Here is a 22,105-nt window from a genome sequence, read left to right on the forward strand (position 1 = left end):
CTGCTCCTCCTCACGTTCCCAAAATCTGCATGGATTGTTCCCGAAGCTTATATTTTTGAATTTTTCCGGAAGCTGTCATCGGATATTCGTCTATAAATTCGATATAGCGCGGAATTTTATGCCTTGAAATCTTCCCGTGGCAGTAAGTACGGATATCCTCGGCTGTTATGGATGTGCCTTCTTTAGGAATGATCCATGCCATTACTTCTTCACCATATTTGGCATCTGGTACACCAATGACCTGGACATCAAGTACAGAAGGATGCTGGTACAAAAACTCTTCTATTTCTCTTGGATAAATATTTTCGCCACCACGGATAATCATGTCCTTAAGCCTGCCAGTAATAGCGCAATACCCATTTTCATCCATGACAGCCAAATCACCGGTATGAAGCCAGCCATCTTTGGAAATCGCAGCTGCAGTTGCTTCTGGATTTTTGTAATAACCCTCCATGACATGGTAACCGCGTGTGATTAACTCGCCATGCTGCCCCCGAGGCACTTCATTCTCAGTGCCAGGCTCGACGATTTTCACCTCAATATTAGGCATCGATCTGCCAATGGAGCTGACTCGCAATTCAAGCGGATCGTCCGTCCTCGTTTGAGTGATACCAGGTGAAGATTCGGTCTGTCCAAATACAATCGTTATTTCATTGGCCCCCATCTTTTCCACTACACCCTTCATGACTTCAATAGGGCAGGTGGAACCAGCCATTATACCTGTACGCAGAGTGGATAAATCGTATTCTTCAAAGTCCTCCAGATTCATTTCAGCAATGAACATCGTCGGAACACCGTGAAGAGCGGTACATTTTTCTTCTTCAACAACCTGTAAAACACTGCGCGGATTAAACTCCTGCAATGGAATCATGGCTGCACCAACAGAAACGGCTGTTAATGTTCCTAATACACACCCAAAACAATGGAAAAAAGGAACTGGAATACACATACGATCTTCATTTGTCAGCTTCATTCCCTCAGAAATATTGATCGCGTTATTGACGATATTGCGGTGAGTCAGCATGACTCCCTTTGGAAAACCAGTTGTCCCAGACGTATACTGCATATTGATGACATCGCTGTCGTGTAAGGAATCCAGCCTTTCAGCCAATTCCTGCTCTGATGTGTGGGAGGCCATTTTTATCACATCATCCCAGCTGTACGTACCAGGATATCGATTCTCACCGAGCACGATAACATTTTTTAAATAAGGCAGCTTCTCTGATACCAGCTCTCCAGGAGGTGCATCTCTTAATTCCGGTATGACTTCATAAAGTGTTTCAATATAGGAATGATCCTTCACATTTTCCAGTAAAATAAGTGTTTTTGAATCAGACTGCTGCAAAAGGTATTCTAGCTCTTTGGCTCTGTAACTCGTATTTACCGTAACGAGCACCGCCCCCATCTTCCCTGTCGCATATTGGGTAATCAGCCATTCAGGAGTATTAGTCGCCCATATGGCAAGATGATCTCCCTTTTCCATTCCAAGCGACATAAACGCTCGGGCTGCCTCCTTGCAAACTTCATTAAACTGTTTATACGTATACCGAAGACCTCGATCTGCATAAACAACTGCTTCTCGCTCCGCATTCTCTTGAGCTATTTCATCCAAAAGAGCACCCACTGTTTTCTGAACCAAATCCGCCATCTCGTTCCTCCTTATCACTAAAAAAAATATAAGGCTAGCAACCTAGTTGGCGGGATATTACAAGTCGCTGAATTTCTGATGTACCCTCGCCAATCTCCAATAACTTCATATCACGTAAGTAACGCTCCACTTCGTATTCACGCATATATCCATATCCACCATGAATTTGAATCGCCTGATTGCATGTACGGAATCCCATTTCAGAAGCAAATAGCTTGGCATAGGCAGATTCTTTTGTGAAATTCTTTTTTTGATCTTTAAGCCAGGCAGCCTTTAATACCATATTTCTCGCCAGCTCAATTTCCATTGCCATGTCTGCCAGCTTAAATTGAATAGCCTGAAACTTAGAAATGGACTGTCCAAACTGGATTCGTTCCTTACTGTAGGCAAGCGCTTTATCAAATGCTGCCTGAGCAATCCCGACCGCCAAAGCCGCGATTGAAATCCGGCCGCCGTCCAGTGTATATAAAAATTGTTTAAATCCTCCCTCGAGATCTCCAAGGACATTCTCCTTAGGTACCCGAACATGGTCGAGGATTATTTCTGATGTATTCGAAGCTCGAACACCCATTTTGTCGTAATTGCTAGTAATCTTTAGCCCTGGCGTATTAGTTGGTACAAGAAAGGCGGAAATAATATTTTTTCCGGCATTGGTCTTACCAGATACCGCAGTGACCGTAATCGTTTCTGCAAATCCGGCATTTGTAATCCAGCATTTTTCTCCTGTAATTACGTACTCATTTCCTTCTAGCACGGCCTTTGTTCTCGTCCCTCCGGCATCTGATCCGGCATTAGGCTCTGTTAATCCAAATGATGCTAAGGCCTTACCACTTGCTAATGGAGTTAAGTACTGTTGCTTTTGCTCCTCGGTTCCAAAATAATAAATCGGACTCGATCCAAGTGATACAGCAGCTGCATAGCTCAAGCCCGTACCTCCGCAGGCTCTTCCAATTTCCTCTACTGCAAGCGCATAAGAGATCGTATCTCCACCGGAGCCTCCGTATTCTTCCGGAAAGGGAATTCCGAGCAGACCTAATTCACCCATTTTCTTAAATACTTCTTCAGGGAATCTTGACTCCCGGTCTAATTCAATCGCAATTGGCTTAATTTCCTTTTCCGCAAATTCTCTTGCCATATTGCGGACCATCTTTTGCTCCGTGCTCAATTCAAAGTTCATTTTCATCCTCCTACTCTTTTGTGAAAGACCGACTGGTTGGTCTGTTATAGATATGTAAGCGCTTTAATTATGTGGTAAAAAAATGTCCGTATTTCCTTTTTGCCTCTTCGGTTAATAGAGCATGCATAATAAAGTCAGTAAAATACACAGAAATCTGATCCATCGGCATTGGCCCGTTTCGTTGATACCATTTTGAGGTCCAGTTCACAATTCCCAATATGGCAAGACCACTGATTTCAAAAGGAATCTCTTTTCGAAAATCTCCGGAATCCTGACCTTCTTTAATGACTTCGTATATTAATAGCCTGAACTCATCCCGCTTCAGTTTAATAGTTGAATCCAGTTCCGGTTTTAAATATTTACTTTCCTGATAAAAGACTGATATGTGAGATTGGTAGAGATCAAATACTTTCGTAAACGAGTAAATAATCTGCTGAAGTTTCTCTGGTGGAGTTTGATAATGGTGGATAGCCTCTTTGGCTTTACGTAAGACATAGGAGATAAATGTGTCGTGTATAGAGAAAAGCAATTCATCCTTTGATTGAAAATGGTGATAAAAACCACCCTTTGAAGTATCACTGGCCTGAACAATATCATTTACTGAAACACCATGAAAGCCGTGCTTTTCAAACAGCTTAACAGATGTATCCAGAATGCGATCCTTTAATTCCGTTTTCTTCACCCCTCTCCATGTTCATTTATTATGATTTAGATTCTAACTTAAACTTCTTGAAATTGTCAAATTATTTTATTTATTCAAATATTTAGGTTTTGATTGGATAGTTAAAAATGAATGTGAAATCTACTTTGAGTGTAGTTCTTAAATTAATTAATTAACTCGAAATATGTAGCACCATTAAATAGATTCTAAGAAAGTTAAAACTCGCTACTCAGATAGCGAGTCTTTTTTATATTGATTATACTTATTTTTCCTAATCTAATCCTACTAGTTACCTATCATAATAATCTTCAGTTGATATTTTATTAATTGACGAATTTCCCGCCTTTTCCGGCTGCCTCCCAGTAATCATTACGAAGGACTACCTTTTGTATTTTCCCAGAAGCTGTCTTTGGTAGTTCGCTTACAAAGGTTGCTCCTGTTATTGCTTTAAAATGGGCTAACCTCTCTCTTGTAAATGCAATTAATTCCTCTTCAGAAACGTTTCTTCCCTCTCTTTGAACAATAAAAGCATGCGGAGTTTCTCCCCACTTTTCATGAGGAACAGCGATTACCGCTGCTTCTAATACATCGGGGTGGTCATATAACACGCCCTCAACCTCGATGGAAGAGATATTTTCTCCTCCGCTTATGATAACATCTTTCTTCCTATCGACAATATCAATATGTCCATATTCATCTACAGTAGCCATATCTCCCGTATGAAGCCATCCGTTTTTAATCGCCTCCATCGTTGCCTCTTCATTCTTCCAGTATCCTAACATGACTCCATTACTTCTTGTGATGACTTCCCCAATCTCTTTACCGTTATGCTCGACTTCTTCGCCATGCTCAGTCACAACTTTAACTTCACAGCCAACCATCGATATCCCCGCCTTCGATTTAATTCGGTATTGTTCCTCAGTAGATAATTCCTTTAATTCTGAGCGAACAACTGAAATCAAGCTTAAAGGAGAAGATTCAGTCATTCCATATACTTGTATGAAATCCCAGCCCAGCTCTTTTTCCACTCGTCTAACAAAGGCTGGCGGTGGTGCCGAACCGGCAATGACAACTCGAACTGCTTGTTCAATATTTGAGCTATTCTGGTCGTAATATTGCAGGAGTGAATTTAACACGGTTGGAGCCATATGCATAACGTTTACTTTATGTTTTTCGAGGGCAGAAAAAATCATCTCAGGCGTCGTTTTTCGAGAGCAGACCTGAGTAGCACCGTTAGCCGTATAATAAAACGGAGAACCCCAACCATTTACATGAAACATCGGTAAGACATGAAGTAACACATCTTCATCCGTTATGCGAAGATGATGCATAGTACTTAACGCATGAATATAGTTATTCCGATGAGTCAGCATGACTCCCTTTGGATTCCCGGTTGTTCCACTTGTATAAAGAAGGCTGGATACATCATCTTCTTCTAAAGGAAATCTCTCAAATGCCTGGTCACTTTGCTCTTCCAACCAAACATCATATCCTACCTCTTCTGTCTCTGAATCTTTATAATGAACAATAATTTTTTCAATCGTCTTTAGCTTATCTTTAATTGGCAAAATCAAATGGTAAAGGTCTTGATCAACGAATAAGATTTTCGATTCACTATGGTTTAAAATAAATTGATAATCATCTGGCTTTAATCGACTATTTAGTGGTACCATCACACCACCTAATTGGAAAATTCCATAAAAGCCCTCATACATTTCAACAGAGTTTGGCGCTAAGTAGGCAATGCGATCCCCTTTTTGAACCCCAAAATTCTTTAAACCGTGAGATAACCGATTAACTCTTTCATTTAGTTCATGATATGTAAACACCCTGTCTTCACATATGATAGCCTGCTTGTCCCCATACAAGCTTACGGCCCTGTCTAAGAATTGCGTAAGTATTAATGGTACATTCATTACTGTATCCCCCTTTACTAAAATCAAAATATTCCGAATTAATCAAGCGTAAATATTCTTTCCAAGTGATGGGAGAATCAATTTTAATTCTGATATTCATACGGAACATCAATTTCTTAAAATCTCTTCCCGCTAAAATATTCAACTCTCTCCCAAATAATTAATTCGACAAGCAAGAACTATATTTCCTGCAATAATAATCAAAAAGAAATATAAAAAAAGCAATCCGAAGAATGCTTGAATGAAATAAACCCTTATTGCTTGCGGTCCATATGGAAAAATAAATCAGTCTTACTTTGATGAAATTAAGAAATTTAGACTAGTAAATTGACAGGGTGGGGGTCGCTGGTTCGAACCCAGTCGGGATCACACTTATAGTCGTAGCAAGGTTTGAATCAACTTTCTCATAACCTAAAATGTTATGGTCGTAGCAAAACCTGTTACGATACTCAACGACCACTTCACAAAATCATGTGAGGTGGTATTTTCTATGTTACTAAAGTTTGTTATCCAAGATTTTTATGAAGACAGAGAGTTTAAAAATGTAACTCCACAGACTATGGAAACTTACAAGTTAATCCTCAACGAAATGTTACGCTTTTTCAACGAGAATGAAGTTCTTATTGTTGAAGATGTCTCCCCTTCTCATGTTAAACAATACATAATTCACTGTAAGGACAAGGGTAATAAGCCTACTACCACAAACACTAAGTTACATCGTACAAGAGCCTTCTTTAATAATATGGTTGAATGTGAAGTAATTAAAAAGAGCCCTGCCACCAAAGTACCCAAAGCCAAAGAAGATATCCGAATAGATGTATTTACGGATTATCACATTAAACAACTGCTCCATTACTATAGAAGGATTAATAGAAAAAAGCCCTTTGTTGCCTATCGAGATCATACAAACATTATTGTTTTAATTGGTACAGGCATCAGATTATCTGAACTTACTACACTAAAATGGACTGATTTAGACATAGGTAATCAAACCCTTTCTTTATTCGGTAAAAACCGTAAGCGCGAATCTATTCCTGTGACAGAGAAGATTATTCACGAATTGTCTTCCTACCACCTATACTGTGAACAAGTATTTGGCCGTGAGTATTTAAGTGATTATATCTTTACTAATCGTTACAACTAAGAATTCACACCCGATGCCTTAAAAAATGTATTTAAACGGTTAGCACGAATTATGAATTTTAAAGATGTCAGATTATCAGCCCATACTTTCCGACACACCTTCTGTCAACGATGCATCCATTCTGGAATGAGTACATTTGCTATCCAAAAACTAATGAGACATTCCTCAATAGCCGTAACCGAAAAATACGCTGCCATGTGGGGAAATGATTTAAAAGAACAAAACGACAAGTATAATCCATTAAATACATTGGAGGTATAATCAACACTCTTTAGATAGACTTTATGGTCTATCTTTTTTATGGTATACAAATAGAAAATTGCTGTATCCCTTGATATGAATGACTTTTCGGTTAAGGCTGGGAATTTTCTATTATAGGTAAAGATACATCTAATCATTTAGAAAAGGCAATTCTGTATAATTAGAAACCACTCATATCAAGCGTTACAACAACGTTAGTTAAATAAGATGGGAATTTTGTATTACAAGAAGATATATGCTCAATCAACCTACTACTTTAGTAAAATAGATTCAAAACTAGCTCTCCTTTCACTTTGTTTGTGAATATTCTAACATAAGTGAATCTTAAATATTATTAGATTATTCTTCCGCATCAAGGCCGATATGCTATAGTTTTTACACTACAGGATAGTATTCATTTCCAATTTAATTCTTAGATAATTTTATAAAAGTTCATTTTTTTGATTTTTGGGTAGTCTATTTTTGGTAGTGAGTAGTGATTTTTAGCTTATTGTAGGAATGTTAATTGACTTTTGTAGTTTTTAAGGATCTTTTAATATTTAGGAGGGAAAAATGCTAGCAACGTTAATAATTTTTCTATCAATAATTTTTGTATGTTATTTGTCTATAGCTTGATAACTTATAATTTCAGTTCTTATGTATTTCTATTATTAAATTTTATAATACTATTAATAGGACTACTAAAAAAGAGCAGAAAAATTCCGGAAGATATATAAGGATTATTTTTTCGTTGGTTGTTTCTATTCTGATTATACGTAAATAAAAATTTTATTAAATTTCTAATAAAAAAGAAGCTATTAATTGAACAAAATAGCTTCTATTCACAAAATTTGTATAACCTTTAAATAGCATTTATTGATGGTGATTAAATTATTGTAGCTCCACCATCAATCACTAATTCAGTACCTGTTAAATAACTTGCTTCATCTGATGCAAGGAATAATACTCCCTGTGCCACTTCAATTGGTTCAGATGGACGGCCTAATGGAATAATGGATGTAATATGTTCAGAAGCTTTTTCATCTTCTAATGTACCTTTCATCATTGGTGTATTAATAAAGCCGGGATGAACCGAATTCACTCGAATATTAAATTTACCATAACTTGCAGCAACATTTTTTGTCATCGAACGGATTGCACCTTTTGTTGCAGTATAAGCAGTTGGACCTGCTGTACCAATCATTGCAGCTATAGATGATATGTTAACAATGGAACCGCTCCCAACTTTTTTCATAATAGGTAGGACGTACTTCATACCTAAAAAAGTACTTTTAAGATTGATATTTATTACCATGTCCCATTCATCCAATTCAGTTGTTTCTGGTGTACCAAATTGATTTTTACCACCGATCCCTGCATTGTTTATTAAAATATCTACCTTACCATAAGTAGCTACTGCTTGTTCAACAACAAATTCCCATTCTTCAGAAGAAGCTACATTATGCTTTATTGCATAGGCGTCTCCGCCATTACGAATAATTTCATTTACAACCTCTTCTAATTTTTCATATTGTACGTCAGTTGCAACTACTTTTGCTCCTTCTTTAGCAAATAGTTTTGCCTCTTCTGCACCCATTCCGCTTGCAGCTCCAGTAATAATAGCTACTTTATTTTGTAATCTCATTTCAAATCCTCCTTTATGACAAAAGAATATAATGTCAATGTCATAATAATTTAATTTGTGAAAATTTTAGTACATTTCTATTATAAATGAATTGTTATTTTAAATATATTTAATTATATTTAAGTTAACTTAGTTATTTTTTAAGTATATAAGGGGTGAATATATTGAACTTAGAACAACTAGCAAACATTGTAGAAATATCTAAAACAAAGTCTTTAACATTAGCGGCAAATAATCGAAATATCACTTTACCAACATTAAGCCAATCTTTATCACAATTTGAGAAGGAAATTAATATCAAATTATTTAAAAGGTCTCGATCTGGTACAATTCCTACTAAAGAGGGACAATTAATAATTAATAAAGCTAGGGAAATAATTTTAAAAATTGAGATTCTAAATGAAACCATCCAAATAATCAAGAATGAACTTAATGGAACCATAAGATTCGGTTCATTACCCGGTTTTATGCCCTTAATAATTGACTCCTTCTCAGATTTTAAAAAAACTTATCCTCTAATAAAATCCAACCTATTCGAAGGAAGTACAACACAAATATATGAGAAACTGTTAAATCAAGATATCGACATTGCTCTTTTAGCATTTGATGATAAAGATCAATTAGAAAAAAAGGAATATTACTTTGAAAAAGTAACTTCTTGTAAAACTGTGATTGCAGTAAATAATACATCTCCACTTGCCAAAAAGATATCAGTCACACTTTCAGATATTAGTGACTATCCAATAGCAATTCATGATGATTATAAAATAATGGATATTTTATCTAGTGATAATAATTTTGATAAGATAGATATTGCTTTAAGAACAAATAATTTAGATTCAATCCGTAAAAGTCTTTCAAATAATACTGCTATTACCATAGGCTTAAATTATAGTTTCATAACTGATCCTTATTTTATTCAACAAGAGGATATTGTTCTCATTGATTTAATAGTACCTTTTCCACAAAACCAATTTATTGGTTTTGTGAGGTTAAATAATACTAACTATTCAGAAATAACACGTGTTATGGTGGAATTTGCAAAAAAACAATTTAATAAATATATTGACATTTAAATTAGCAAACTTAAAAAATCATACTTATGACTTTTTTTAAAATATTGGAATGAAAAATAACCCAGTAATCATGTTTAGAACTGCCAATTCCCCTACATTTATAATGGTAGCTTTAATGCAAGAGCCTTTCATTTACCTAAAGGAAGAAAGTTATTAATGACATACATCAAAAACGAAGAGTTAAACAATTAGAAGTAGCTAAGATTAAGACGGGGCATAATGGGACAAAATTGGACATAACCGCCACTAAGTTCTGAAGCCTCTCTTAAGGATGCTGGTATTTAAAAAATCTGAAATAGAAAAAGAAGTGCAATAAAACAATATTGTAAATTATAGAAAATCCGCTTTCTAAAGGAAAACGGATTTTTTCTAACCTTATGAAAGGTTGCACTTCATGGAAGTAGCTGCCAATAGGTTTTATTTGCTAATTCAATGCTCTTAGTTTGATAGTTATTTTATCAAAGTCATATTGGGTCTAAATTTATTCCACAAAGTGAACATTTACTTCACCAATTTGTGTAAACTTGGCTGTAAACTGATCTCCTTTTTCTACTACTACCGCTGCGGATAAGGCACCTGATAAAATAACCTCCCCGGCTTTAAGTGTGACACCATATTCCGATAATTTATTCGCTAACCAAGCAACACATAGAGCCGGATCTCCTAAAACATCCATCCCTTTTCCTTCATTAATCACTTGGTTATTTTTTAAAAGTTGCATATGAATGCTAATTAAATTTACGTCACTTATGTGAACTTTATTTGATCCAAGAACATAAAGTCCACAAGAGGCATTGTCGGCAACCGTATCTTCAAGTTTTATTTTCCAATCTTTAATACGGCTATCAACAACTTCAAGGGCAGGTACAACATAATCTGTTGCCCGTAGAACATCATCTACAGTAACATTTGGGCCAACTAAATCTTCCTTAAGTACAAATGCAATTTCGCCTTCAATTTTTGGTTGAAATAATTGACTTAGGGAAATTTCTGCCCCCTCTTCTACATACATCGACTCTAAAAGATGTCCATAGTCCGGTTGATCTACACCTAAGAGATTTTGCATTGCAAATGATGTTAAACCAATTTTTTTGCCTGTGATACGATCACCTAGCATTGTTGCAATTTTAATTCGTTTGACTTGAATGGCATAGGCATCATCAATAGTCATTGTCGGCTCTTGTATTGTAAGTGGTATAATTGATTGATGTTTTTCATGTGCTTTATCAAGCAGTTGAATTACATTAGATATTAATTGCTCTGTTACCATAACTCCCCTCCTCTAAAGATTAAATTCTAGTTAAACTTCTTGATTGGCTAGGCTGCAGCCAGTGAATTTTTACATTTCCCTTTGTTACCTTATTGAACGAATCCATAATTCGTATATTACCATGTTCGTTGACAGAAACAATTGACTTGATTTTATACTGACCGTACTCCAACACAACCTCATAAATCCCCTCATTAGGAAGCATCTTCGGCTCCATAGGTTTGAATTGATTTCCATCCCAAAGCATTTTAACGGTATAGTGCTTTCCAAGAAAATGAGGAATCTCATGCACATCGGTCGATAGTAATCGTTGTCGAATTGCTGTTGAACTAATTTTTTCACCTAAATAGTCTACACGTTGTACCTCGGTTACAGTAATTTGATATTTTGAATCATTGGGAATATGTTTAAGTTTTCCTGCACCTTTAGATCCATAAGAGAAATCAAAACCTGCAATCACATGTGTTACACCAAGATTTAGTAAATAGGCATCAACAAATTGTTTGGGTGACAGTGCTGCAAAATCAAGTGTAAAATCGACAAGATAAAATATGTCCACACCTAAACGATTGAGCATCATTTCTTTTTCAGAAAGTGTCGTTAAATGAGAAATACATCGCTTCCCGCCAGACAAGATATTGATAGGATGTGGTCTAAAACTCATTAGTGCTAATGGAAATCCACGATTATTTGCTTCTTTACGGGCAATTTGTATGACACGCTGGTGTCCCAGATGGACACCATCAAAATAGCCAAGTGCCATAACACAAGGAGTTACCTTAGTATAAATTCCCTGTAAATTTAGAGCATTAATTAAAATCGTTTTCATTAGCATAACTCCTTCTATCATCCTTGTTAGAGATTCCTATTTCCCTTATACTTCAACTAATTCCTCGAGGCTGCGATATTTTCCATTGAAAAATAATAATGGATCACCATCTTCAACCGTAATGTTAGTTACTTTACCAATGAATAATGTGTGGTCACCTTCAACATGTTCAGCAGAAACTTCACAAGCAACTTGCACAATAGCCCCAGGAATAACAGGTACATCTGTTAAACGATTAAATGTTACCTCCTGATCTTTAATTTGACCTGCAAATAATTTGGAAATTTCTTCCTGATTAGAACTTAAAATATTGACTGAAAACTTTTTGGCTTGTTGGATTTTAGGAAGCATACGTGCGTTTTCTTTAATCGAAATCACTACTAATTTTGGATTAAGTGAAACGGACATAAAAGCATTCGCTGTCATTCCATGTGTTACATCCTCTAGGTCTGTTAAAATGACTGTCACACCAGTTGCAAATTTACCCATTGCACTTCTAAATAAACGATCATCCATTTTTAAACCTCCCCTAATGATTTAACTTTTATAGATTTACTGGATAGCCTATTTTTCGTATTTAAACATAAAGGATCTTCAAAACTTGCTTAAAAATAATTTTCAAGCCTTTACTGTTCCACTTTTCAACTCCGCAGCAACCTCTAAAATCATATCCTCTTGACCACCAACTGCTTTACGTTTACCGATCTCTATGAGAATATCACGTGCATCTACACCAAATCTTTCTGCAGCTCTTTGCGCATGTAATAAGAAGCTTGAATAAATACCCGCATACCCCAATACTAAGCTACCGCGTGTAATCTCTTGAGGTGTTGGCAGAATTGGCGCTACAATTTCTTCAGCTACATCCATTATTTTATATAAATCAATTCCTGTAACAATATTCATTTTATCCAATATGCTTACTAGGACTTCGGTTTGTGTATTACCAGCACCAGCTCCTAAACAACGGATACTGCCATCTATACGATCAGCTCCATGTTCAATAGCAGTTAATGAATTTGCCACAGCCAGTGACAAATTATTATGTGCATGAAAACCTAGAGGAACGTTTATTTCTTGTTTCAATGCTTTTATTCGATCCGCTACCTGAATTGGAAGTAGAGCACCTGCAGAATCTACAATATAAATGACATCTGCTCCACCATTTTCCATAATTTTTGCTTGCTCTACAATTTTACTTGGTTCAGCCATATGAGACATCATTAGAAAACCAACTGTTTCTAGACCCAGCTCCTTCGCTAAGTTTAGATGCTGTAATGAAACGTCTGCCTCCGTGACATGTGTAGCGACGCGAACCATAGAAACACCTAAATCTCCTGCAAGTCTAATATCAGGCTTCGTTGCAATTCCTGGTAAGGAAAGTACAGCAATTTTTGAATTTCCGGCAGTTTCTACAGCAGCCTCGATGAGCTTAAACTCATTCGTATGTGAATGGCCGTACTGAACCGTCGATCCCCCAAGACCATCTCCATGAGCAACCTCGATATATGGTACGTTTGCTGAATCTAAGCCAGCAACAACTTTCCTAACCTGTTCAACTGTAAATTGATGACGGACCGCATGACTGCCATCTCGTAAAGCTACTTCTGTTATGATAATATCGCGTTTCATCGTATTCCTCCTTTACACAGTTGTCTTTGCCTTTGCCCATTCCTCAGCAATTTTAATAGCTGCAGCTGTTATAATATCCAAATTACCAGCGTAAGCAGGTAAATAATCAGCAGCACCGGCAACCTCCAGGAATACAGTGATACGATTTCCCTCAATGTATGGACGTGTTTTTAAGCGATACCCTGGAACATATTGCTGAACTGCTTTTTCCATTTTTTTAAGTGCATCAATCAATGCTTCCTCATCTGTTACCGGATGATCTACTAACAGATGAATCGTGTCATTCATCATAATTGGTGGTTCAGCAGGGTTTAAAATTAAAACTGTTTTTCCTTTTTTTGCTTTGCCGACAACCTCAATGGCACGTGAAGTAGTTGCGATAAATTCATCAATGTTCGCACGTGTTGCTGGGCCAGCACTTTTACTTGCAATTGTGGCAACAATTTCCGCATATTCTACCTCATAAAGCTGAGATACTGCATAAATAATTGGAATTGTTGCTTGTCCACCACATGTCACCATATTTACGTTATCTACTTGTTGATGTTCGTAAAGGTTCACTGTTGGTACTGTAAGTGGTCCAATTGCTGCTGGGGTTAAGTCAATTACTCTCTTACCGTGAGTTTTTAGTAGCTTTGCATGCTTCACATGTGCATAAGCACTAGTTGCGTCAAACACAACATCTGCAAGTCCTGGAGTTTGAAGAAAGCCTTCAATTCCCGTATCGATAGCTTGAAAACCTGCTTCACGTGCTTTTCGTAAGCCCTCGGAGTTGGGATCGATCCCTATAACAGCCGTTAACTCTAGAAAAGAGGACCGCTGAATTTTTTTCATCAAATCGTTACCAATGTTGCCTGACCCTAAAATGGCTACCTTTAATTTTGCCATGTCTAAATCCCCCTTGTTTACTCATATTTCAATTGAATAAACATTCATTTTTTGACTCGTTATTAAGGTGAATTAGCCCATACCAATTCCTTGATAGCCATATAAATTACGACCATATGTGTATAGTGCATCTTCATATAGAGACGTTATATGTGTGGCTACGGCAATGATGTCTCGTACAAACACTTCAATTGTGTCATTTTTTGTTAGAGATGCCCCACCGAGTGAGACCATTACTGTCGTAGCGATTTCTTGACAAATTTTAATAATTTCTGCACGTAGTGAAGAAAACTCCCCTTTTTCGTATGGACCTTCTGTTTCATAAGTTGCTAATAGATCGTAATATTGTTCCATTAAACCATTCGCTTTTTTATATTCCAACATAAGTTTAGCTAGAATTCGCTGACTACGAGGAGAATCTTTTTCATTTTCTCCATGTAGACGAACACGTGCTTCTGTTCTCTTTTTATATTCATCCAGCAAACGCCTAGCTCCACCTAATGCCATATTTGGAAACCCAAGATAGAATGCAGAGAAGTATGGTACATGGTAATAAGGATAATCGGGATCATAATTAGAACCCTCCGGTGGACGGCGTGTATCATTCGCTAATTCAAGTCTTAAAACGCGTCTTCTTGGAATAAATACTTCCGTTGCAATCACTTGGTTACTACCTGAACCACGTAAACCAAATGTATCCCAATTTTCATTTACTTTCACTTCATCTTTACGCATGAAACACATAATTAATTCTGGTTGATTTGATTCAGGTAATTGAGCAATTGCCCCTAAACCAATCCATTCTGCAAAGTTAACACCGCTTGTATAGTTATAAGTACCTGTTAAGCGAACACCGCCATCAACCACGGTTACTTGTCCAACTGGTGCGAAAACATCCACGATCAAACCGTTTGAATTTATAATTTCGTCTCTACCTTCTTGTGGAAGGTGTGCTGTTAAGGAGTTGTGTAAAGGGAAGAAATAACCTAACCATGCAGCTGAGATATTATGGTACGCGATAGTACGTACAATTTCTCCAAGGCCACGTAACGAAATTTGTGGACCACCATATTCTTTCGGTAGATTTGCACGAGTAATTCCTGATTCAATTAACTTATTAACATAGTTTCGAGAAACAGAGGCATTTATTTCGGAAGTTGCTACTTCTGATTCTGCTAGTAGGCCTGCTTCACGTGCTTTTTCAATAAGCTCTAGTTCAACATCTGTAAATCCTTTGGATTTTTGCTTTGTATCAACTGACATTTATAACCCTCCTATTATACGTTTTCAAGTTTATAACAAATCTTAGTTAGCGAAGATATTATATTCGGAGTTTTAAATACTGGTGAGGCCACTAAAAAACATTAAAATCTCTTCTTTAGTGACCTCACGTTATTGTATTCTAGTTAACTAGAAGAACTCTTTAGCTGCTCTAATGAAATCTTCTCGCTTTTCTACCTGCAGCCAATGTCCGCACTGTGTAAATAAACGAAGCTCTGCATTAGGTAAATGTTCCATCAAATTAATACTGCTCTCTTTTGGAACAAATCGGTCATTAAAACCATGCAGTAGTAAGAATGTTTGTTTCATTTGACGTAATGCATTGGGAGGAATATGACCTTCCCCAGGCATAGGGAACATATTTTGCAAATAGGAATTGCGAATCTCTTCACGTTGAATAGTTTCATATCGAATTTCTAAAATATCTTCTAATGAATCTTGAATCGTTGCAGGATCATAAACAAACCAACTTGTTAAGTTTCGTAGGTTTTCATACGTTGGGTTTTTATAAAAACCAACCATTCGTATTATTTCCGGAGTAGGCGGTGTTTCTCCACCAGCACTGCCCATAAGTAAAACTTTTTTCACTCGTTCAGGTGCATACATAACAACATTTAACGACACATAACCACCCATTGAATTACCTACGAGACTGAATTTCTCTATGTTTTTCTTATCAAGTAGTTCAAGCAGTTGCTCAACACGTAGCTGAGTCCATTCCCAAAATGATTTTGGGTGTACTTCGGGGTGTTTTGTATTTCCAAATCCATACATATCAGGAGCAATCACATGATAGTTCTTTGCAAGCTCTGGTAAAATATGTTGCCAATTACTTACTGAATTCGCTCCGGGACCTGAACCGTGTAGGAATACGATTACTTCTTCATTTTCTTGTCCTGCTTCACAATAGAACGTTTGAAACCGACCTGTATCTAAAGTTTCTGTTGAATAGCTCATTATAGTCCCTCCTATGCTTCTGTTGAATCAGCATCCATTCCCTGAAGATCTTGTCCCCAATAAGTTAAACCAACTTTTAAATCTTCAGGAGTCCACTTAATAGCCTCCCAATCAGGTTCAAAAATCAAATAACTTCCTGAAAATAGTTCCACACGATGACCACTACCTGGGTCTTTTACATATAAGTAAATTGCCTGTGAAATACCATGTTTACCTGGCCCAATAAGCTCAATTCCATTTTCACTTAAAATGTCAGCTGCACGTAATATATCTTGGGCATTATCAAACCAATAAGCTAGGTGGTGTAAACGGTTAGGTGTTTTAGCTTCCGGTTCAGCCATAACAGCTATGTCATGAACCAATGGAGTTACACTTAACCAACCAGCTTGAATAACTCCATTTCCTAAATCTACATATTCACGCATTTTAAATCCCAAATTATCAATTAACCATTTATGAATTACTGATGGATCGTGTGAAGTCGCTAGATTCACGTGGTCAATACGACGAGGTGAAGCACCTTTTCTCCAAGATTTATAAGTTTGGTTCTTTAGCACGGATTTGCGGTCTTGATCTGGATGCGTTTTTTCCATCTCATAATAAATTTCAAATGGATGCTCACTGGGTAACTCAAAGCGAATTGCTCTTCCTTGACCTGCTTCTTCACCCGATTCAACCCACTTCACTTCTGCTCCAGCCTCAGTTAGTAATTCAGCAAATTTCTCTACATCTTCAGGACGTTTTGTACGCCAACCAATGTGATCTACTTTTGATTTTTCCCCTTGTTTTAGCGATAGTGTATGGTGTTCAAAATCTCCCCATGCACGTAAATAATGTGTACCATTCACTACTTCTGTTTCTTCTAAACCTAAGACTTCAGAGAAGAACCATAGTGATTTTTTTAAATCCGGTGTGATTAAAGCAATATGACCTAGTTTAGCAATCTCTGGTAACATTTTCTTTTCCCCTTTTTTGTTTGTTTTTTATCATTTACACATTCAATATATTAGATATAAAATATTCTGAAAACAGACTAATTGTATTAATTTGAAAGCGTTTTCAGTATATTTCGTTTGGTTTTTTCTTTTTTATGGTATTTTAGTATTAAGAGAGAAATAACAATATTTTTTGAGGCACTTCTTACAATTAAGGGGGGAATAGGTTGGAACAACGTGTTATTTCTTTAAAAAGGACTACTTTTCATCTTGAAAATAGGGAGAAAGATATCGACAATATTGCAATCGTTAAGGCTTTAAGTTTTCTAAAAGCAGATATCATTGAAATAAATGGGATAGAGAAAGCAACAGAATTAATGTTTAATTATGGGTATCAATTAGGGGTTTCAGAAGCTCACCGAATGAGAGAAAAATATTTCGATATACAAGATCTACTTAAACAAGGGCCTACTCTTCATTGTGAAAAAGGACATATAAACGGTTCGATTTTCGAAGGGTATATGGAATTTTATGGTGATAAATCAGTTAAGGCTGTTTATGGTATAGGAACGTGGTTACAGTCTTACGAGGCAAAAGTTCATCTAGATTATTTTGGTCAAAGTGATGTACCAGTTTGTCATACACTTATGGGATTTGCTACTGGCTATATGAGCACCATTTTTCAGTTTGAAGTAAAGGTAGTTGAGAAAACCTGTGTAGCAAGAGGTGACGAAAATTGTACATGGGAGTTTTATACTGTTAACCCTTTACCTGATGAATCAAATGAAAACTCTGAAAATCAAGTATCGTTTGATCTGATTGAACTTGGCAATATTCAAAGTGAAATGATTCAAGCGATTATTGATGGAGCAACAGTAGAGGATATATTTAAAGAAGCTGAAAAAATTTTTGGCAGAACCTTTTTAATAGAAGATATATTTTATAACTTTGTACATTCTACTAATTTATCAGAGATCGATAGACAATTAATTGAGCAGGATATGCAGATATATGACCAAAATGAGAGAAATCAATTAGGTACTTATTTTTTTGAAAAGCGTCAGCAACTTCCTTTCACAAAAAAGGTTGTTCAATTAGATAATCATGTTCGTTTAACAAACACGATTGTCATTAAAAATAAAGTCGTTGCATATTTGTCAGTTATATCGATGCATCCAACAACATTTTCCTCATATGACTATTTAATACTATCTAAATTGACAAATGTAATTTCTGTTCTACTTATGATGAATTCTATTATAGAAAAATCAAAAGCAGAGAGTGAATCCAAGTTTACTAATGATATTTTGCATCAACGTTTAACAGATATAAATCAGATTCTTTCTAGGTCTCGCTACTTTAATATTGATATTAACCAACTATACACCGTTGCTATTGTGAGAAGGAATAATAATATGTATAGGATTCAAAAAGAGTTTGAAAACTTTGTTCGGGAACACTTAAAAAAACAGCGTATACTTATTTCTTTTAAGGAGATGGAACTAGTTATTTTGTTATTTCATCCTCTAAAAGATCATTCTATGGTTCAGAAGGTTTTTAGTAATTTAAGAGAAGCTTTAATGGAACAATTCCCTAATTATCCTGTTCAAATTGGTTACAGCGAGATAGGACATAGCATTTTGGAGGCAAACTCTCACTATAATGAGGCTGCAATTGCTCTCATCTCCAACCCCAACGCATCCATTACTGCATTTAAAGATATTAGTGTTTTATCAATATTTATTAATGATTTAAATATAGAACATATTAAGCAACTTGCGAATAATCGATTTGCAGGAATCTTTTCATTAAAGGAACAAAAACGGATTGAGCTCTTAGAAACTTTATATATATATCTAAATAATAATTTAAAAATTGAATCCACGATACGCTTATTAAAGATTTCAAAGAGTGGACTTCTCTATCGACTAGAAAACTTGAAAGAGTATTTGAAGACAGATTTTAAGGATCCTAATGAGAATTTCCAAATCCTTCTTTTATTGAAAGCGATGGAAATATATTTTAAGACTAACAATACTCAAGACAGTAATTTTATTGTGGATTTTACAAATAGTTAATCCAATGGCGGCTAAAAGTTGATATAGAGGAATATCATACTAATAATCCAGATTAAACAAACGCACAGATCCTTGCTTCTGGTCTAAATTTTTTCTAAGAATTCAAATTGATACTATGGGTTTCTATAAACAACGGAATTAAGAGATTCAGTTTGTATAAATAATCAATGGCACCCTGAATTAGTGGACTGTTTGGACTCTATTTATGCATATATTGTATATAAGATTCAGAATAGTAAATTGACAGGGTGGGGTCCATACTTCAGGCTTAACCCCAAGTGTATCAAGGTGTTGAGCCTTTTTCTATTTTCAGTAAAAACCCATTACTCCTGTATTTTTATACATTGGACAAATACTGCACAGAAGCTGCACACGATACTGCACAAGCCTAGTGTTTCCATTGGATTCAGCTGTCTCCATTATTTCTATTAAATCCAAAATGTTCACCGAACCGATTCGAGTCCTCATCGAGCCTGACTTCTACGTGTGAATCTCCTTCTGTAATCACCTTTGAATCTGGGATTGTCGGGGAATGTTTCTCGTTATCATACGAGTAGGTAATCCACTCCCTTATGGATTCATCGGGATCGGGAGGTGTGCTATCGGCATCGCCTACGGTTTTTCCTGTGTATTTTTAGGATAGCATCCTCCTCTTCTCCCTCCCCCATTACATACACGTCTTCCCCGTATTCCTCAAGGGATGACTTGGACCAAGTTTTCTCATACTCTTTATAATCACGGATAACCTTAAAACGCAGGTTATTCACGGTTAATAAATATTCAAACAACTGCTTTGTCACTCAATCAAAAGCACCTCTTTAATATTTCATATAGTAAATATATCACAATGTAATAAGACAGGAATAAATGTAAAATATAGCGGGATAAGTTAGCTTATTAATTGAATTGAGGGAATAATAAAAACAGTGCACATTGAATGAAGGTGTGCACTGCTATTTTCATACTATATTTTATGCGTGTTTCTAGATTTTTATCTATTTTTTATTTTGATACATATAAGGCCTTTCGAAACCTATTACGTTTTACTCAAAAGGAATTTTCTCTCAACTTTTACCATTAGAATCTGATAAGCATCCGTAGGTCACACTAAAGATAAAAGATTGCAGGTCAACAGCTATCAGAACTTTGGTGGCAAATAAAAAAACCATGTACATCTTGTACATGGTTTTATGACCCCTACGGGATTCGAACCCGTGTTACCGCCGTGAAAGGGCGGTGTCTTAACCGCTTGACCAAGGGGCCAAATGGCTCCGCAGGTAGGATTCGAACCTACGACCGCTCGGTTAACAGCCGAGTGCTCTACCACTGAGCTACTGCGGAATAATAGTATGGGCGACTCAAACTATCGACCTGACACTTATCAGGCGTGTGCTCTAACCAGCTTAGCTATAGGCCCATTATAATATTTTTGGAGCGGGTGAAGGGAATCGAACCCTCATCATCAGCTTGGAAGGCTGAGGTTTTACCACTAAACTACACCCGCAACAATGGGAGGGCTGATGAAAAACGAACCCAAGAATGGCGGAACCACAATCCGATGCGTTAACCATTTCTCTCTAATCGCCATATTTATTGGCAGGGGCAGTAGGAATTGAACCCACACTGGAGGTTTTGGAGACCTCTGTTCTACCTTTAAACTATGCCCCTATTATAAATGGTGGAGGGGGGCAGATTCGAACTGCCGAACCCGAAGGAGCGGATTTACAGTCCGCCGCGTTTAGCCACTTCGCTACCCCTCCGATATTAAGAGTGCCGGCAAGAGGACTTGAACCCCCAACCTACTGATTACAAGTCAGTTGCTCTACCAATTGAGCTACACCGGCATAATACTTAGGTAAGATTAAACATATTAAAACTTATTTTATAATGGTGGCTCAGGACGGAATCGAACCGCCGACACAAGGATTTTCAGTCCTTTGCTCTACCGACTGAGCTACTGAGCCAACTTCATTATGTAAATGGCGGTCCGGACGGGACTCGAACCCGCGACCTCCTGCGTGACAGGCAGGCATTCTAACCAACTGAACTACCGGACCATTTTATTGTGGGAATAATATTTGAAGCTGCGACCTTCGCGTTATGAACCCTTCAAGTTACCAGACTTCTTCACCCCGCAACGCTATAAATATTGCTTTAGATAATATATGGCGGTCCGGACGGGACTCGAACCCGCGACCTCCTGCGTGACAGGCAGGCATTCTAACCAACTGAACTACCGGACCATTTATTGTGGGAATAGTATTTGAAGCTGCGACCTTCTGGTTATGAACCTTACAAGTTACCAGACTGCTCCATCCCGCAACGCTATAACTATTGCTTTAGATAATATATGGCGGAGGAAGAGGGATTCGAACCCCCGCGCGGTTTAACCCGCCTCCCGGTTTTCAAGACCGGTCCCTTCAGCCAGACTTGGGTATTCCTCCATATATATAATAAACCTTGTAGGACTCGAATCTATGACAGAACGATTATAATCCGTATGCTCTAAACAACTGAGCTACACCGCCAAAACCAAAATCCTATTGGGTTTAAATTAGTCATGGTGGAGCCTAGCGGGATCGAACCGCTGACCTCCTGCGTGCAAAGCAGGCGCTCTCCCAGCTGAGCTAAGGCCCCATTTTGTTATGAAAATGGTCGGGAAGACAGGATTCGAACCTGCGACCCCTTGGTCCCAAACCAAGTGCTCTACCAAGCTGAGCTACTTCCC

Annotated in this window: 16 protein-coding genes, 11 tRNA genes and 1 pseudogene; 3 read left to right on the forward strand and 25 right to left on the reverse strand. The window is 37.0% G+C overall.

The genetic code is table 11. The annotated features are described in order from the left end of the window. Nucleotides 1–10: 10 nt before the first annotated feature. From AC4BHP_RS16050 to AC4BHP_RS16065, 4 genes are all read right to left on the reverse strand, one after another. Nucleotides 11–1,639, reverse strand: coding sequence for an AMP-binding protein (locus tag AC4BHP_RS16050; RefSeq protein WP_140461668.1), 1,629 nt, complete (start codon nt 1,637–1,639; stop codon nt 11–13). Between the two features lie 43 nt (nt 1,640–1,682). Continuing rightward, nucleotides 1,683–2,825: an acyl-CoA dehydrogenase family protein gene (locus tag AC4BHP_RS16055; protein WP_490553365.1), complete on the reverse strand. Its 1,143-nt coding sequence runs from the start codon at nt 2,823–2,825 to the stop codon at nt 1,683–1,685. Nucleotides 2,826–2,892: 67 nt separating this feature from the next. Beyond that, nucleotides 2,893–3,507 (reverse strand): TetR/AcrR family transcriptional regulator, encoded by a 615-nt coding sequence (locus AC4BHP_RS16060; RefSeq protein ID WP_066104057.1) that lies wholly within the window; start codon nt 3,505–3,507, stop codon nt 2,893–2,895. Nucleotides 3,508–3,809: 302 nt separating this feature from the next. Next, nucleotides 3,810–5,402 (reverse strand): long-chain-fatty-acid--CoA ligase, encoded by a 1,593-nt coding sequence (locus AC4BHP_RS16065; protein WP_490553367.1) that lies wholly within the window; start codon nt 5,400–5,402, stop codon nt 3,810–3,812. Nucleotides 5,403–5,892: 490 nt separating this feature from the next. On the opposite strand from AC4BHP_RS16065, the pseudogene AC4BHP_RS16070 reads away from it, so the two are divergent. After that, nucleotides 5,893–6,807: pseudogene (locus AC4BHP_RS16070) on the forward strand (tyrosine-type recombinase/integrase). A gap of 865 nt (nt 6,808–7,672) precedes the next feature. Here AC4BHP_RS16070 and AC4BHP_RS16075 read toward each other — a convergent pair. Continuing rightward, nucleotides 7,673–8,431 (reverse strand): SDR family NAD(P)-dependent oxidoreductase, encoded by a 759-nt coding sequence (locus AC4BHP_RS16075; protein WP_140461402.1) that lies wholly within the window; start codon nt 8,429–8,431, stop codon nt 7,673–7,675. Between the two features lie 164 nt (nt 8,432–8,595). Here AC4BHP_RS16075 and AC4BHP_RS16080 point away from each other — a divergent pair, with 164 nt between their 5' ends. Next, nucleotides 8,596–9,507 carry a LysR family transcriptional regulator gene (locus AC4BHP_RS16080; protein ID WP_066104069.1) on the forward strand — a complete coding sequence of 304 codons (912 nt, stop codon included), beginning with the start codon at nt 8,596–8,598 and terminating at the stop codon, nt 9,505–9,507. A gap of 481 nt (nt 9,508–9,988) precedes the next feature. Here AC4BHP_RS16080 and AC4BHP_RS16085 read toward each other — a convergent pair whose 3' ends face one another. The 8 genes from AC4BHP_RS16085 to AC4BHP_RS16120 form a co-directional block, all read right to left on the reverse strand. Beyond that, entirely contained in the window at nt 9,989–10,777 is a 789-nt protein-coding gene (locus AC4BHP_RS16085) for a 2-keto-4-pentenoate hydratase (RefSeq protein ID WP_066104072.1), read from the reverse strand. Between the two features lie 19 nt (nt 10,778–10,796). Beyond that, nucleotides 10,797–11,606, reverse strand: a complete 810-nt coding sequence (locus AC4BHP_RS16090) for an FAD synthase (RefSeq protein ID WP_066104075.1) — start codon at nt 11,604–11,606, stop codon at nt 10,797–10,799. A 45-nt stretch (nt 11,607–11,651) separates the two neighbouring features. Next, complete coding sequence (locus AC4BHP_RS16095; protein WP_490553371.1) at nt 11,652–12,122, reverse strand: flavin reductase family protein; 471 nt, start codon at nt 12,120–12,122, stop codon at nt 11,652–11,654. A gap of 102 nt (nt 12,123–12,224) precedes the next feature. Continuing rightward, nucleotides 12,225–13,238: a 4-hydroxy-2-oxovalerate aldolase gene (gene dmpG / locus AC4BHP_RS16100; RefSeq protein ID WP_066104081.1), complete on the reverse strand. Its 1,014-nt coding sequence runs from the start codon at nt 13,236–13,238 to the stop codon at nt 12,225–12,227. Nucleotides 13,239–13,250: 12 nt separating this feature from the next. Next, on the reverse strand, nt 13,251–14,126 hold the full coding sequence (locus AC4BHP_RS16105) for an acetaldehyde dehydrogenase (acetylating) (RefSeq protein ID WP_148629663.1): 876 nt from the start codon (nt 14,124–14,126) through the stop codon (nt 13,251–13,253). 72 nt (nt 14,127–14,198) lie between these two features. Continuing rightward, nucleotides 14,199–15,389: an acyl-CoA dehydrogenase family protein gene (locus tag AC4BHP_RS16110; protein ID WP_066104087.1), complete on the reverse strand. Its 1,191-nt coding sequence runs from the start codon at nt 15,387–15,389 to the stop codon at nt 14,199–14,201. A 147-nt stretch (nt 15,390–15,536) separates the two neighbouring features. Next, the gene (locus AC4BHP_RS16115; protein WP_262365963.1) at nt 15,537–16,364 is read right to left on the reverse strand and encodes an alpha/beta fold hydrolase; all 828 of its coding nucleotides are present in this window, start codon (nt 16,362–16,364) and stop codon (nt 15,537–15,539) included. 11 nt (nt 16,365–16,375) lie between these two features. Beyond that, nucleotides 16,376–17,320, reverse strand: a complete 945-nt coding sequence (locus AC4BHP_RS16120; protein WP_148629661.1) for a VOC family protein — start codon at nt 17,318–17,320, stop codon at nt 16,376–16,378. 206 nt (nt 17,321–17,526) lie between these two features. Between AC4BHP_RS16120 and AC4BHP_RS16125 the strand changes: the two genes are divergently transcribed. Then, nucleotides 17,527–19,377, forward strand: a complete 1,851-nt coding sequence (locus AC4BHP_RS16125; protein ID WP_148629660.1) for a V4R domain-containing protein — start codon at nt 17,527–17,529, stop codon at nt 19,375–19,377. A gap of 599 nt (nt 19,378–19,976) precedes the next feature. Here AC4BHP_RS16125 and AC4BHP_RS16130 read toward each other — a convergent pair. The 12 genes from AC4BHP_RS16130 to AC4BHP_RS16185 all read right to left on the reverse strand — a co-directional run bounded on the left by AC4BHP_RS16130 (nt 19,977) and on the right by AC4BHP_RS16185 (nt 22,014). Then, nucleotides 19,977–20,177 carry a hypothetical protein gene (locus tag AC4BHP_RS16130; protein ID WP_140461395.1) on the reverse strand — a complete coding sequence of 67 codons (201 nt, stop codon included), beginning with the start codon at nt 20,175–20,177 and terminating at the stop codon, nt 19,977–19,979. A 391-nt stretch (nt 20,178–20,568) separates the two neighbouring features. Next, a tRNA-Glu gene (locus tag AC4BHP_RS16135) sits at nt 20,569–20,640 on the reverse strand. Nucleotides 20,641–20,643: 3 nt separating this feature from the next. Next, nucleotides 20,644–20,718, reverse strand: a tRNA-Asn gene (locus tag AC4BHP_RS16140). 89 nt (nt 20,719–20,807) lie between these two features. Then, nucleotides 20,808–20,881, reverse strand: a tRNA-Gly gene (locus AC4BHP_RS16145). 90 nt (nt 20,882–20,971) lie between these two features. Then, nucleotides 20,972–21,045, reverse strand: a tRNA-Trp gene (locus AC4BHP_RS16150). A gap of 8 nt (nt 21,046–21,053) precedes the next feature. Beyond that, a tRNA-Tyr gene (locus AC4BHP_RS16155) sits at nt 21,054–21,137 on the reverse strand. An 11-nt stretch (nt 21,138–21,148) separates the two neighbouring features. Continuing rightward, nucleotides 21,149–21,221 (reverse strand) — tRNA-Thr (locus AC4BHP_RS16160). Nucleotides 21,222–21,265: 44 nt separating this feature from the next. Further along, nucleotides 21,266–21,341: transfer RNA gene (locus AC4BHP_RS16165), tRNA-Phe, on the reverse strand. 16 nt (nt 21,342–21,357) lie between these two features. Continuing rightward, nucleotides 21,358–21,434, reverse strand: a tRNA-Asp gene (locus AC4BHP_RS16170). A gap of 109 nt (nt 21,435–21,543) precedes the next feature. Next, nucleotides 21,544–21,620 (reverse strand) — tRNA-Asp (locus AC4BHP_RS16175). 108 nt (nt 21,621–21,728) lie between these two features. After that, nucleotides 21,729–21,821: transfer RNA gene (locus AC4BHP_RS16180), tRNA-Ser, on the reverse strand. A 117-nt stretch (nt 21,822–21,938) separates the two neighbouring features. Continuing rightward, a tRNA-Ala gene (locus AC4BHP_RS16185) sits at nt 21,939–22,014 on the reverse strand. Nucleotides 22,015–22,105: the final 91 nt, after the last annotated feature.

This window comes from Pradoshia sp. Z4_20, from assembly GCF_058216035.1.

Bases quoted from the DNA above. Each gene is read 5' to 3' on its own strand.
- dmpG (WP_066104081.1), bottom strand. From the start codon at position 13,238: ATGAAACGCGATATTATCATAACAGAAGTAGCTTTACGAGATGGCAGT.
- AC4BHP_RS16110 (WP_066104087.1), bottom strand. From the start codon at position 15,389: ATGTCAGTTGATACAAAGCAAAAATCCAAAGGATTTACAGATGTTGAA.
- AC4BHP_RS16055 (WP_490553365.1), bottom strand. From the start codon at position 2,825: ATGAACTTTGAATTGAGCACGGAGCAAAAGATGGTCCGCAATATGGCA.
- AC4BHP_RS16075 (WP_140461402.1), bottom strand. From the start codon at position 8,431: ATGAGATTACAAAATAAAGTAGCTATTATTACTGGAGCTGCAAGCGGA.
- AC4BHP_RS16085 (WP_066104072.1), bottom strand. From the start codon at position 10,777: ATGGTAACAGAGCAATTAATATCTAATGTAATTCAACTGCTTGATAAA.
- AC4BHP_RS16120 (WP_148629661.1), bottom strand. From the start codon at position 17,320: ATGTTACCAGAGATTGCTAAACTAGGTCATATTGCTTTAATCACACCG.
- AC4BHP_RS16095 (WP_490553371.1), bottom strand. From the start codon at position 12,122: ATGGATGATCGTTTATTTAGAAGTGCAATGGGTAAATTTGCAACTGGT.
- AC4BHP_RS16090 (WP_066104075.1), bottom strand. From the start codon at position 11,606: ATGAAAACGATTTTAATTAATGCTCTAAATTTACAGGGAATTTATACT.
- AC4BHP_RS16115 (WP_262365963.1), bottom strand. From the start codon at position 16,364: ATGAGCTATTCAACAGAAACTTTAGATACAGGTCGGTTTCAAACGTTC.
- AC4BHP_RS16065 (WP_490553367.1), bottom strand. From the start codon at position 5,402: ATGAATGTACCATTAATACTTACGCAATTCTTAGACAGGGCCGTAAGC.
- AC4BHP_RS16105 (WP_148629663.1), bottom strand. From the start codon at position 14,126: ATGGCAAAATTAAAGGTAGCCATTTTAGGGTCAGGCAACATTGGTAAC.